General features: G+C 70.7%; 12 protein-coding genes and 1 pseudogene. 1 reads left to right on the forward strand and 12 read right to left on the reverse strand.

Annotation, left to right across the window (positions count from 1 at the left end):
* Positions 1 to 2 precede the first annotated feature (2 nt).
* The 12 genes and pseudogenes from BLS21_RS12100 to BLS21_RS12150 all read right to left on the reverse strand — a co-directional run bounded on the left by BLS21_RS12100 (position 3) and on the right by BLS21_RS12150 (position 10,109).
* Complete coding sequence (locus tag BLS21_RS12100; protein WP_091218333.1) at positions 3 to 257, reverse strand: type II toxin-antitoxin system Phd/YefM family antitoxin; 255 nt, start codon at positions 255 to 257, stop codon at positions 3 to 5.
* A gap of 207 nt (positions 258 to 464) precedes the next feature.
* On the reverse strand, positions 465 to 902 hold the full coding sequence (gene hepT, locus BLS21_RS12105; RefSeq protein WP_091218336.1) for a type VII toxin-antitoxin system HepT family RNase toxin: 438 nt from the start codon (positions 900 to 902) through the stop codon (positions 465 to 467).
* Entirely contained in the window at positions 899 to 1,306 is a 408-nt protein-coding gene (locus BLS21_RS12110; RefSeq protein ID WP_091218339.1) for a nucleotidyltransferase family protein, read from the reverse strand. Before BLS21_RS12110 ends, hepT begins: the two co-directional genes overlap by 4 nt.
* Positions 1,307 to 1,579: 273 nt before the next feature.
* Positions 1,580 to 1,753, reverse strand: a complete 174-nt coding sequence (locus BLS21_RS12115; protein WP_245700348.1) for an Ada metal-binding domain-containing protein — start codon at positions 1,751 to 1,753, stop codon at positions 1,580 to 1,582.
* Between the two features lie 217 nt (positions 1,754 to 1,970).
* The gene (locus BLS21_RS12120) at positions 1,971 to 3,515 is read right to left on the reverse strand and encodes an acyl-CoA synthetase (protein WP_091218344.1); all 1,545 of its coding nucleotides are present in this window, start codon (positions 3,513 to 3,515) and stop codon (positions 1,971 to 1,973) included.
* A 161-nt stretch (positions 3,516 to 3,676) separates the two neighbouring features.
* Complete coding sequence (locus BLS21_RS12125) at positions 3,677 to 4,645, reverse strand: hypothetical protein (RefSeq protein WP_091218346.1); 969 nt, start codon at positions 4,643 to 4,645, stop codon at positions 3,677 to 3,679.
* Positions 4,646 to 4,829: 184 nt separating this feature from the next.
* A complete protein-coding gene (locus BLS21_RS12130; protein WP_091218348.1) occupies positions 4,830 to 6,068 on the reverse strand; it encodes a polyhydroxyalkanoate depolymerase in 1,239 nt (412 codons plus the stop codon).
* Between the two features lie 266 nt (positions 6,069 to 6,334).
* Positions 6,335 to 6,958, reverse strand: coding sequence for a hypothetical protein (locus tag BLS21_RS12135; RefSeq protein ID WP_091218351.1), 624 nt, complete (start codon positions 6,956 to 6,958; stop codon positions 6,335 to 6,337).
* An 89-nt stretch (positions 6,959 to 7,047) separates the two neighbouring features.
* The gene (locus tag BLS21_RS12140) at positions 7,048 to 7,773 is read right to left on the reverse strand and encodes an endonuclease/exonuclease/phosphatase family protein (RefSeq protein WP_139177088.1); all 726 of its coding nucleotides are present in this window, start codon (positions 7,771 to 7,773) and stop codon (positions 7,048 to 7,050) included.
* 216 nt (positions 7,774 to 7,989) lie between these two features.
* Positions 7,990 to 8,622 carry a DEAD/DEAH box helicase gene (locus BLS21_RS26205; RefSeq protein ID WP_281241933.1) on the reverse strand — a complete coding sequence of 211 codons (633 nt, stop codon included), beginning with the start codon at positions 8,620 to 8,622 and terminating at the stop codon, positions 7,990 to 7,992.
* A 252-nt stretch (positions 8,623 to 8,874) separates the two neighbouring features.
* A pseudogene (locus BLS21_RS26210) lies at positions 8,875 to 9,255 on the reverse strand (DEAD/DEAH box helicase family protein); the annotation flags it as partial.
* Positions 9,256 to 9,279: 24 nt separating this feature from the next.
* A protein-coding gene (locus BLS21_RS12150; protein WP_425431610.1) for an IS5 family transposase occupies positions 9,280 to 10,109 on the reverse strand; the annotation gives its coding sequence in 2 pieces (ribosomal slippage) (positions 9,280 to 9,750 and positions 9,753 to 10,109; 828 coding nt in all).
* 190 nt (positions 10,110 to 10,299) lie between these two features.
* Here BLS21_RS12150 and BLS21_RS12155 point away from each other — a divergent pair.
* On the forward strand, positions 10,300 to 11,811 hold the full coding sequence (locus BLS21_RS12155) for an NF041680 family putative transposase (RefSeq protein ID WP_245700349.1): 1,512 nt from the start codon (positions 10,300 to 10,302) through the stop codon (positions 11,809 to 11,811).
* The last annotated feature ends 82 nt before the right edge of the window (positions 11,812 to 11,893 follow it).

Genomic DNA, 11,893 nt, shown 5'->3' on the forward strand with positions numbered 1-11,893 from the left:
GATCACCTGCGCTGGTCGGTCACCAGGTCGCTGACCGTCCCGGAGGCCGCGACGGGCCGGGGCGCCGAGCGCGTGCGCCGGCGGGCCGGCTGTACGTGTCCCTCCGAGATCAACCGTTCCAGCGGGCTGGGCTCGTCGACGGGGACGATCCGGGCGATCGGGCGGCCGTGGTCGGTGACGGTGACGGTGACGGTGCGCACCTCGGCCAGGTACCGGCTCAGCCCGTCGCGCAGCTCACGGATGCCGACCGAGTCCACCGTGACCTCCCTCGTGGCGACGTCTCGGGGGAACCGTAGCCACATCGCGCACTCCACTGCCTAGCCCGGCCGCCCTCAGCAAGGGCGCCGGCGACCGTTCCGCCGTAGGACACAGCGACGCCGGACCGCCACCGTCGCACTCGAAGACCGCAGGGCTCCGGCCAGGGTCGCGGTCAGCGACCGAGACTGGCGCGGAACACCCCCGGATCACCTCCGATGCTGCAACCAACTCGCGACCTGCCGGACGAAGTCCGCCAGGTCCCGCTGTGCCCCGGGCACGGCCGCAGCGACGATCGAGAGGTCGGCACGGGCGTACTCGTGCACCAGGATGTTGCGCAGGCCGACGGCGGCCACCAGCGACCGGGCCAGATCGGTGCCGATCAGGCCATGCTCGGCGGCAGCGCGGACTGCGTCGCGGTACGTCGTCGGGACCGTCGTCGTCTCGGCGGCCAACACGTGGCTGCACACCGCCACGGCCAGGTCGACGGTCTGGGTCAGAGCTCGTTCCACCGCCAGGCGGAGCAGCACGTCCTGTCCGAGCCGGGCGCCGTCGACCTCCCCGACTAGGCGGAGCGCGCTGCCCAGCTCGTCGAGTGACCGGAGCTTGGCCTGCACCGAGGCGACGTCCACCGGGCGGGGTGTCACGAGGTCGCCATCCGCTCTAGGTCGAGGTCACGAAGCCACGCCGTCTCGTAGAACTCCAGGGCCGCAGCCATCTGTGTTCGTGCGAAGAGGCCGGCCGATGCCTCGTACAGGGGTTGCGCGCCGACCAGTCCGGAGAACCGGGACGTCGGAGGGGCGCCGTCGAGGACCAGCAGGTCGACGTCGTCGCTGGCGGTCAGGTCGGCGAGCTCCCCGACCAGTGCCAGCAGCCCGTGTGCTCCTGCAGGGAGGGACACGGCGACGTCGAGGTCCCGGGCCCGCTCCGGGTTGCGGACGGCGCTGCCGAAGACGGTGATCAGCGTGACGCCGTGCCGACGCGCCAGATCCTCGAGCCGCCCGTCGTCGGCGGCGGCGCGCAGACGGTCGAGCGAATCGGCGACGGACACGGCCCGAGAGTAGGAGACGGGTGCATCACCGGGGAGCCGCACGAGCTGATGCCGCCGCGTGCCGCCTCGTGACCCGTGGCATCGACGACGCCGGGACCTCCGCTCAGTCCGCCAGACGCCCGAGGGTCTCTTGCACGACCTCGGATCGCTGACCCTCGCGCTGGCCGGGGAGGTTAGCGAAGCCGCCCTTGTTGCAGTCGCTGTTGATCGACGCCGAGTCCGACGCGGACGTGCGCGAGCGACTCGGCGACGGGCTTCCGACTACACCGCCCGCTACGACCGCTGCTTCCATTGCTTGAAGGCGACCGGCAAACACCGTGCGCACGGTCGGTAGCCGGCCGCGACGGCCGTGGCCTCATCGGCGAAGAAGACGCGATGCGGGACATAGTGACCCGCGGCGATGTGCCGAAGAGCCGAGGGACAGTCGAGTCGCCCGTAGATCCGCATGGGCTTGTATCCGCCGAAGGTCCCGGGGGTTGGAGATTGGTAGGGGACGCCGTCCCCACCGATCAGTGTGTACACATGGTCATTCTGCGGTTACACGATGTCCGCCTCGGCGCGTCTTGCACTGGGGCGTGTCGCCCGACGCGTTGTCGGCTCGGCCGCCCGTGTCGCCCGTACCGAATCACCCACATGACCCGGATTGCCACCGAGCAGTCGAGGGTCAGTGGACGGCGCGCTCCTGCCCGGCCCAGTAGGGCTCGCGCAGCGCCCGCTTGAGCACCTTGCCGGCCGCGGAGACCGGCAGTGCGTCGACGACGTCCATCGACCTCGGCACCTTGTAGCCGGCGATCCGGTCGGCGCAGAACTCCCGCAGCTCCTCGAGGGTCACGGCCGCGCCGGCCGCCGGGACGACGACGGTGTGCACGCGCTCGCCCCAGGTCTCGTCGGGGACGCCGATGACCGCGCAGGTGGCCACCGCCGGGTGCTGGGCGAGGACGTTCTCCACCTCGACCGAGTACACGTTCTCCCCGCCGGAGATGATCATGTCCTTGAGGCGGTCGGTGAGGTACACGTAGCCCTCGTCGTCCATCCGGCCGGCGTCGCCGGTGTGCATCCAGCCGCCGCGCAGCGCCTCCGCGGTCTCCTCCGGGCGGTCCCAGTAGCCGAGCATCACGTGCCCGCCGCGGACGACGATCTCCCCGACCTCGCCGCGGGGCAGCTCGACGTCGTCCGGGCCGACGACGCGCACCTCGGCGTGCGGAGCGGCGCGGCCGACGGAGCGCCGGTGCCGCGGGTCCTCGTGGTCGTCGGGCGTGAGGAGGGTCGCCACGGGGGCGAGCTCCGTCATGCCGTAGGCCTGCATGAAGCGCGCGTTGGGCAGCGCCTTCACCGCCCGGCCGAGCAGCGCATCGGACATGGGGGAGGCCCCGTACATCACCCGCTGCACGCTGGTCAGGTCGAACTCGTCGACCCGGGGGGAGTCGACCACCAGCTGGATCATCGTGGGGACCAGCAGCACGTCGGTGATGCCGTGCTCCTGGACGGCGGCCAGCACGGCGACCGGGTCGAACACCGGGATCGCCACCTGCGTGCCGCCGACCACGCCGCCTGTGACCCAGGTCGAGAAGGCGGCGAGGTGGAACATCGGCGCGGCGTGCAGGAGCAGGCCGCCGGGCGCGAAGTGCTCGGTGGCCAGCGCGCCCATGGACGACGTCAGCAGGTTGTCGTGGCTGAGCATCACGCCCTTGGCCCGGCCGGTGGTGCCGCCGGTGTAGAAGACGCCGGCGAGCTGGTCCCCGCCGCGGCGGGCGTCCTCGACCGGCTCGTGCTTCTCCACCAGCTGCTCGAAGGCGACCATGCCGTCGGGTGGGGGCCCGTCACCGGCGTGGACGACGTGCTGCAGCCGGGGGTGACCCGACCGGATACCGTCGACGCAGGCCGCGAAGACGTCGTCGACGACGAGGACCCGGGCGTCGACCTCGGCGAGCGAGTCGGCGACCTCGGGGACGCTCCACCGGATGTTGACCGGGACGACGACGCCGCCGGCCCACAGCGTCGCGGCGAGGAACTCGGAGTAGCGGTCGGAGTTGAGAGACAGGATGGCCGCGCGCTCGCCGTCCTGGACCCCGAGCTGCCGGAGGGCGGCGGCGAGCCGGGCGATCCGGTCGACCGACTCGGCGTGGGTCCGGGTGCGGCCGGCGCAGACGGTGGCGGTCTCGTGCGGGCGTTGCTGGACGTGGCGGTGCAGCCCCTGGGTGAGGTACACGGCGGCCTCCCGATCCGGTCGTCCCAGATCGTGACTCCGCTGGAGCCCGGGTCGCCAGGGGCGGACGGCTCTGCGACCGCCCGGGCGGACGCGGTGGCCGCCGGTGGGTCGCGACAAACGCCGACCCACGTGCAGTGAACGCGCCGCGGCTGACGTGTCGGTCAGCTAGTTGAGAGGGACGCCGGGTTCAAACCAACCCGGTTGTGGGGGGAGCCGCCGGGGATCCACTCGATGAGCCAGTCGGCGAAGGCTGCCGTTGGTCCCGGCTCAGGTGCTACGACCGACGGGTAGTACGGCCTGTCGTTGAGCGCCGGGAAGTGAGTCTCCAGCGCACGGTCGAGTTCAGCGACTCGGTCCTCGCCCAGTGAGCCGAAGTCCTTGAAGTAGCCGCGGTTCACGGTCATCACCCCGGTGCCGTAGAGCACGTAAACCGACCGCGGCCCCTCGCCCGGGATGTATGGGTAGTCGAGCGAGACCGACACCGAACCCGCGTTGATGCGCATTGATGCGCCTGGGCGGCTCTCCCACTGCTCGAGGATCTCTTGGGCCGCAGATCGGAAGCTGCTGTCGCATGCCGCGAGGAGTGCGGTAACCGACCGGGGACCGCCGTCGTCCTGGCCGTGGACGGCGGTCAACCAGGTGTTGGGACGAGCGACCACGGTGAACCGCGGGACGATCGCCTGCCCGACCTGCTCCGCCGTCACCTGCACCAGGAAGACGGCGATCCCCTTCTCCGATCCGAGCTGCTCATAGGCGGAGTTGAGGTAGTCGGCGATCGCGATAAACTCCGAGCCGTGGTCCTCGGCGATGACGACGAGCGCCTTGGCGTCGTGTCCGACGGCGTACGCGAGACCTCGGGTCAGGTGGTCGTGATCGACCTTGAGGTACTGGTTCTCGATGGCGATCCGCCGGCCGTCGGGCGTACGCGCGAGGATGTCCAGGTTCCGGTTCACGGTCGGCAGCACCACTTCGGTGCCGACCAACTCGAGGCGCCCGAGACCCAGCGCGTCCAGCCAGTCGAGGTTCGCCGCGAGCCACGGCGTGAAGTGCGTGGCTTCACCTGGCCACACACTCCGGACCTCGACGGGTTCAGGACGGACGATCCGACCGATCAGGTCTGGCTGGGTCACTGCCCGAGTATCACCAGTGATCGGCTCGGATCCTTGGAAGACGCGGTCCGAGTGGAGTGACGCGCCTGCGCGCCGCTGCCGCGCAGGCGCTCCTTTCGCCGGATCCGGCGAAAGGGGCACCTGCGCGGCAACTATCAGCCGCAGAAGCGGGCGGCCGGCCGCTTCTGGTGGGTGCGGGTCAGCCCTAGGACGCCGTCCGCTCCCGGTCCCGGGTGGAGGCGATGAACTCCCGGACGACGGGGTAGACCTCGGTCTCCCAGCGGGACCCGCTGAAGACGCCGTAGTGGCCCACCTTCTCCTGCAGGTGGTGGCGCTTGCGCTCCTCGGGGATCCCGGTGCACAGCCCGTGGGCCGCCTCGGTCTGGCCGGGGGAGCAGATGTCGTCGTTCGCGCCCTCCACGGTGAGCAGCGCGGCGTTCCGGATGGCGCCGGGGTCGACGCGCTTGCCCCGCCAGGTGAAGCGCCCGCGGGGGAGCTCGTGCTGCTGGAAGACGCGGCCGACGGTCTCCAGGTAGAACTCGGCGGGGACGTCCATGACCGCGCCGTACTCGTCGTAGAAGGCGCGGGTGGTCGCGGCCCGGACCGCGTTGCCGGTGACCAGGTCGCGGTACATCCGCGCGTGCGCGGTGAGGTGCCGCTTCGGGTTCATCGACATGAAGGCGGTCAGCTGCACGACGCCGGGGTAGACCCGCCGTCCGGCGCCCGCGTACCGGCTCGGCACGGTGTCGACGACCCGGCGCTCGAACCAGGACAGCGGCTTGTCAGCAGCCGACGTGTTGACCCGGTTGGGGTTGATGCGGGTGTCGATCGGGCCGGCCATGAGGGTGACGCTGGCGGGCTCGGCCGGGTCGTTCGCCTCCGCGAGCAGGGCGGCGGCTGCGAGCACCAGCGGCGCGGGCTGGCAGACGGCCAGGAGGTGGGTGCCGGGGCCGAGGTGGCGCAGCGCCTGCATGACGTGGTCGATGTACTCGTCCAGCCCGAAGGGCCCGTGCTCGGTGGGGATGTCCCGGGCGTTGTGCCAGTCGATGACGTAGACGTCGTGGTCGGACAGCAGCGTCTTGATCGTCGGCCGGATGAGCGTCGTGAAGTGGCCGGACATGGGGCCGACGACGAGTACGCGGGGCTGGCCGGTCACCGAGGGCTTGGTGAAGTGCAGCAGGGTGCCGAAGGGCGTCCTCAGGGCTGGGCGCTCGAAGACGTCCACCTCGCGGTCGCCGACCGGCACGGTCGTGATGCCGAAGGCCGGGCGGTGGTGGGTGGGACGCGCGTTGGCGAGGATGTCGCAGGCGGCCCGCATGTGACGGACGGCCGGGGTGCGGCCCAGCGGGGTCGGCAGGCCCTGCAGTGCGCGGGCGGTCCACTCGGACGCCGCGACGACGGGCGCTCCCATCCGGCGGTTCATCTCGTAAGCGGTGTAGAGCATCGGCCTGCCTGTCGCTGGGTTGCGTTTGTCAAGTGACCTAGGTCACCTGGCGGGAACGTTAACCCCTGTGAACGGCGGCCGCGCGGAGGGGCCTCCATTCGGGCGACGTGGCGGGCCCGTGTCGCGGCACCGGTGTCCCATGCGTAACAGCGGTCACACCAGCACCAGTGCGGTCCTGGCCGGCGCTGGGGCCGGGGTCTGGCACTTCTCGCGGCAGCGCCCCGGCGGACCACGGTCGCCGGGGCGCTCCTGCCTTTCGTGGCCTCCTACACGGCCTCGGGGACGTGCAGGTGGGCGAGGACGAGGTCCATCTCGGCGACGTCCACGATCTTGGCGCCCATGGCCTGCGCGAACTGCTCGCGCAGCGACCGGGCGTGCTTGCGGACCAGCCCGGCGGCGTCGCGGTTCTCGAAGCTGGTGACGCTGACCGTCCGGCCGAGGCGCCGGTCGACCAGCATGCTGACGCTGCAGAAGCCGGGCAGCTCCTGGAGCTTGGGCAGCAGGTTGTGCCGGTAGGCGTCGAGCAGGTCGTCGAGGTGGTTCGGTGCGATACGGGCCCAGGTGACCTGCGCGCCGGCGCCGTCCCCGGCCGCACGCTCCCGGTGCAGGACCGCGATCTCCCACTCCTGGACGTCGGCGTGCTCGCCGCCGAGGGTGTGCATGAGGCGGTGCTGGACGGTGCGGTCCTCGTGGGCGGTGGCGCGCATGGCCTGCTCGTCGACCCAGGAGGTCGCGACGATGCAGCGGCCGCTTCCGCGGTCCGCGAGCAGCGACAGGCCGACGCAGCCCTCCGTCTTCGGAACCGCCGGCATCACCTCGTCGCGCACGTAGGCGATGCCGGCGTCGAGGTTGCTGAGGTTGCCGCGGATGCTGGTGGATCGGGCGTACATGCCACCTCCGTTCGGGCGGCGCCCCGGCGGCATCGCCTCGCGGGTCAGCTTCTCGGCCGCCGACCCGCGAGGCAACGACTCGCGTAGCCCTACAGCGTCGCCATGAACCGGCTGTCGTCGAGATGGGCGGTCACCGGCACGTGGTCGCTGAGTCCTGGGGCGATCCAGGTGTCGAAATCCCCGACATCGACCTTCGCGCCGTCCGCCCAATCCGCAGGCAGCCAGATGTGGTCGATGTGGAATCCGCGCTCTCGTCGTCGGTGGTGGTAGTACGTCGCCTCCACGGGCGGCTCACCGTGTTCGAGGTCGCGGGCAGTTCGGTAGACATCCACCAGGCCCAGGTTGTCGAGTCGGCGCGCAACCTGGTCGTACTGCTTTTGAGTCGTAGTGATGGGTGAGTTGAAGTCGCCGGCCAGCACCACCGGCCCCTCGCCGGACGCTGCCTCTATCCAATCGACGGCCCGGTCGATCTCCGCCTCGTAGCTCCGCGAGCCGGGGAACTTCGCCGTGTACAGAGCCACGAGCGAGAAAGACGTGGGGCCGCTGACGCGTACGGGCAATGTCCAGTGGGGCGCGGCGTCCGCAGCCTCATGCAGCGTCAACCCCCATGGTTGGCAGGCGACGACCACGAGCTCCTTCCAGCCCCCGCCCTGTACCGGCCGACTTAGCCCGGTCACTGCCCGTCCGTCGGGCGTCGTCGGCCAGGAGGTTGGTGATTTCGCTTCGCACAGGACGGCAACATCGATGCCGACATCGAGCAGGTGCGGGAGCTTGGTATCGAGCTTCCCGTTGCAGTTCCAGGTCGCCAGTTTCACTAAGGCATCAGATCAGGCCGCCGCGACAGTGCAAGGCGTCGACACGCGAGGGGGTCAGCTCGCTACGCAGCTCGACACGGTGACGCAATCGCTCGGGAGGTGTCGGGCTCGGGGTCAAGAGGCGCTGTGGCCTACGGGCGAGCGAGCCTGTGAACGACGCGGTTCCACCCCTGCGACGAACAGAAAAACCCGACATGCGAGAGGTCTCGGGAGCGACTACGCCCTTCCTTCGCGGTGCCAAGCCAGCATCTCGGCGCCGGTGGCTTCGGGACCGAAGAACACGGTCTCCTCGGCGACATCGGTGAGCTGGTCGAGGAAGTCCTCGTGCGCGCCCAGAGCGGGGTCCTCGGCCGTACCGCGGACGTACATGACGACGAAGGTCGCAGGGCGATGGTCTGCCTTGGGGCGGATGACCCGGCCCATGCGCTGGATCATCTGCCTCTCGCTGCGGCTGGCAGCCAGGATGACTCCCACATCCGCCTGAGGGACGTCGATGCCTTCATCGAGGACCCGGGGAGCCGCGAGCACGCGCACGCTCCCGCGCTTGAAGGCCTCGAGGCGCTCCTTGCGCTCCCACGGCTTCAATGCGCTGGTGAAGTCCAAAGCCGAGATCCCGTACTCGCGTAAAATGTACGCGGCTTCGTCGGCGCTCTGCCGGGTCTCGGTGAAGACAAGCCCTCGGTCGGCAGAGGCCAGTAGTGGAGCCAAGCCTGCTAATGCCTCGTGTTTGCGACGGCAGTCGGCCAACAGCTGTCGACGCTTGCTGAAGGCGTGGAGGTAGCGGCGGGCGTCCTTCGTCGGCCGTGAGTCCACGATTCCGCCCTCGCTCAGCTGTCCGACTGCTGACATGAACTCGCCGAACGGCTCAGCAGGGCAGCCATGTTCGAGGATTAGTCGACGGCGAAGCGTCCTGGCCTGTTCGTCGTAGTCGTCGTGCCGCTCGCACTCCTCGGCCGTGAAGTTGACGCCGACGAACCCAACTCGGAATCGAGCCAGGATCTCGTCCGCCAGGCCACGTTCGTAGTCACATCCGGCGACGACAGGTCCAAAATAGGGCTCAAGAAGTTTGGCGACACCGTCGTCTTCGCGCGCGTAGGTAGCTGTCAATCCAAGGCGAGCATCAAAGTTTGGCTCGAGGGCTCTGGCAAAGGTCCGGGCACCGTAGCGATGTACTTCGTCGGCGATGAGGAGCCCAGCCATGCGTGGCCTCAACATCTGGTACTTGGAGGCTGACTGCACGGTGGACACAAGGATCTCGTGGACGTCGAAGTCGTCTTCGTGTCCTCCACCGAAGCGCCCAACTGGGACGGCGGGGAGGTCGCGCCGCAAGACGTCGTACCACTGATCAAGCAGCTCGCGCCCCGGCACGAGGATCAATACCTTCTCGTCTGCGTCCATAGCGGCCGCAGCGGCCAGCACGCCCACCGTGGTCTTGCCCGTGCCAGTGACAGCCTCCACGACACCCCGGCGGCCCTTGGCCGACCAGGCGTCTAAGAAGCCGTTGCATTAGTCGGTCGGTAGCCGGCGGGCGCAGATGAGAATGGCGGCGAGCCGGGCGAGGGCGGTGATGGTCGCGGCGGTGCGGTCGTAGCGCAGCGCCAGGCGTTTGTAGGACAGCAGCCAACCCAGGGTGCGCTCGACGACCCAGCGGTGCCGGCCGAGGCGCGCGCTGGAGTCGCGCCCGATTCGGGCGATCCGGGCGGTGATCCCGCGGCGGCGCAGGTAGCGGCGGACCCGCGGGTTGTCGTAGCCCTTGTCCCCGTGCAGCTTGACCGGCCGCCGGCGAGGGTGACCGCGACCGCCGCGCTTGATCGCCGGCATGCGGCCGAGGATCGGCTCGACGAAGAGGCTGTCGTGCCGGTTCGCGCCGGAGACCAGGACATTCAGCGGTAGCCCGGTGGCGTCGACGAGCAGGTGGTACTTGCTGCCGGCCTTGCCCCGGTCGGTCGGGTTCGGGCCGGTCAGCTCACCCCCCTTTTCGCCCGGACGCTGACCGAGTTCAGGCTGGCCCTCGACCAGTCCAGCCGACCGCTCTCGCCGAGCCGGTCCAGGACGGCCTGGTGCACGCGGTCGAAGACGCCGGCGTCGGCCCACTCGCGCATCCGCCGCCAGCAGGTCCAGCCCGAGCCGTAGCCCAGCTCGATCGGCAACTTGGTCCAGCCGATACCGGTGGACAGCACGAAGGCGATGCCCTCCAGCACGTCCCGATCCGAGACCCGCGGGCGACCGGTGCGGCCATGCACTGCTGGCCGCTGCGGCGGGATCAACGGCTCGAACAGCGCCCACAACTCATCGCTGATCAGCCGGGGCGGCGGGGAAGACGCCGGCGACGACATACCCGGCAGCCTGAGCCGAACCGTCAGGACGGAACAGAGACCGAAGCCCTACTTCTGCAACGTCTTCTAAGCTTGTGGTTTAACCGCTCTGGCCAGTGAGTTGCACGGCTGTGGTTCGGCGTCTGGCATGAGGGCGGCCACCGCTGGATCCTTCGGAGTTGCGCGGCTCTGAGGATCGGCGGTGGCCGTGATGGACAGTGTGGACGCGGTCGACGGTGCTGGCCAGGGCCTGGCGGCGGTGGCGTTGGACCGGTTCCGCGGCGAGCTGTACCGGTGCCTGGGCCGGCGCGCCGATGCGCTGTTCGAGCTGGCCGACGCCCTGCTGTGCGCCGACGGGCCGGTGCACTCGCTGGTCGGGCTGTGCCTGGAGCCGGAGCATCGGCGGGGGCACGGTGCCCTCTATGACGCGGTCAACCGCGGCGAGGTGAACACCGGGCGGCTGCGCGAGACGCTGGTCGGGCTGCCGCTGCCGCGGATGTTCGGCGGGCGGATCGTGCTCGGCGTGGACGTCTCGCCGTGGCTGCGTCCGGACGCGCCGACGTGCCCGGAGCGGCTGTTCTGCCATGTCTATGGCCGCGGCCGCGGTCGCGACGCCGACCAGCGGGTCCCCGGCTGGCCGTATCAGCTGGTGGCGGCGTTGGAGAGCGGGCCGACCAGCTGGACGGCGGTCCTGGACGCGGTGCGCCTGGGCCCGGCCGACGACGCCACCGCGGTCACCGCAGCCCAGCTGCGGGCGGTGGTGGGCCGGCTGCGCGCGGCCGGACACTGGCGGGTCGGTGACCCGGCGATTCTGGTGGTGCTCGACTCCGGCTACGACGTGCACCGCCTGGCCTTTGTGCTGGCGGACCTGTCGATCCAGCTGATCGGGCGGATCCGCGCCGACCGGGTGCTGCTCGCTTCCGCACCGCCGCGGCCGGTCGAGGGCGCCGCGCCGATGGGCCGGCCGCGCCGGCACGGCGCGGTCATGGCCCTGACCGATCCGGGCAGCTGGCCGGCGCCGAGCACCCGCTCGGTGGCCGGCACCGCCCGCTACGGGCGGGCCGAGGCCACCTCGTGGCCGCGCATGCACCCGCGCCTGCAACATCGCGGGCCGTGGGCCGGCCACGACGGCCCGCTGCCGATCGTGGAAGGCACGCTGATCCGCCTGCAGGTGGAGCACCTGCCCGGCTCCCGGCAGGCCAGGCCGGTCTGGCTGTGGACCTCGGCGGCCGAGGCCGAGACCGCCGGGGTCGACCGCTGCTGGCGGGCCTATCTGCGCCGCTTCGACCTGGAACACACGCTCCGGCTGTTCAAGCAGACCCTGGGCTGGACCGCCCCGAAGATCCGTTCTCCGCAGGCGGCCGACCGCTGGACCTGGCTGGTCATCGCCGCGCACACCCAGCTGCGCCTGGCCCGCCCGCTGGCCCGCGATCTGCGCCGGCCCTGGGAGAAGCCGCTGACCGCCGAGCGGCTGACCCCCGCCCGGGTGCGGCGTGGGTTTCGCCACCTGCGCGCGAAGACCGCGCAGCCGGCCCGCGCTCCAAACCCAACCACCCCGGACCGAGACGCCCACCGGGGACCAGGAACCGGCAGCCCGCCCCCCGCTACGACGTCGGCAAGACCGAGACCCGAGACCGCGCACGCATCAGAAACGACAAGGTCACGGGTTAAACGACAAGCTAAGGCTTCGTGTTGCCAGGCCCGCGGTGCGCGGCCGGCATAGGACCGCAGCCGTCCAAACGGGAGGCTGGCGCCGGGGAGGGTGTGTGGAGCCATGCGGGGTGAATCGGCCAGGCGCCACCGAG

The organism is Geodermatophilus siccatus, from assembly GCF_900103785.1.
In the GTDB taxonomy this organism is placed as follows: Bacteria; Actinomycetota; Actinomycetes; order Mycobacteriales; family Geodermatophilaceae; genus Geodermatophilus; species Geodermatophilus siccatus.

Bases quoted from the DNA above. Each gene is read 5' to 3' on its own strand.
- BLS21_RS12115 (WP_245700348.1), bottom strand. From the start codon at position 1,753: ATGCGGATCTACGGGCGACTCGACTGTCCCTCGGCTCTTCGGCACATC.
- BLS21_RS12130 (WP_091218348.1), bottom strand. From the start codon at position 6,068: ATGCTCTACACCGCTTACGAGATGAACCGCCGGATGGGAGCGCCCGTC.
- BLS21_RS12135 (WP_091218351.1), bottom strand. From the start codon at position 6,958: ATGTACGCCCGATCCACCAGCATCCGCGGCAACCTCAGCAACCTCGAC.
- BLS21_RS26205 (WP_281241933.1), bottom strand. From the start codon at position 8,622: ATGTCAGCAGTCGGACAGCTGAGCGAGGGCGGAATCGTGGACTCACGG.
- BLS21_RS12155 (WP_245700349.1), top strand. From the start codon at position 10,300: ATGGACAGTGTGGACGCGGTCGACGGTGCTGGCCAGGGCCTGGCGGCG.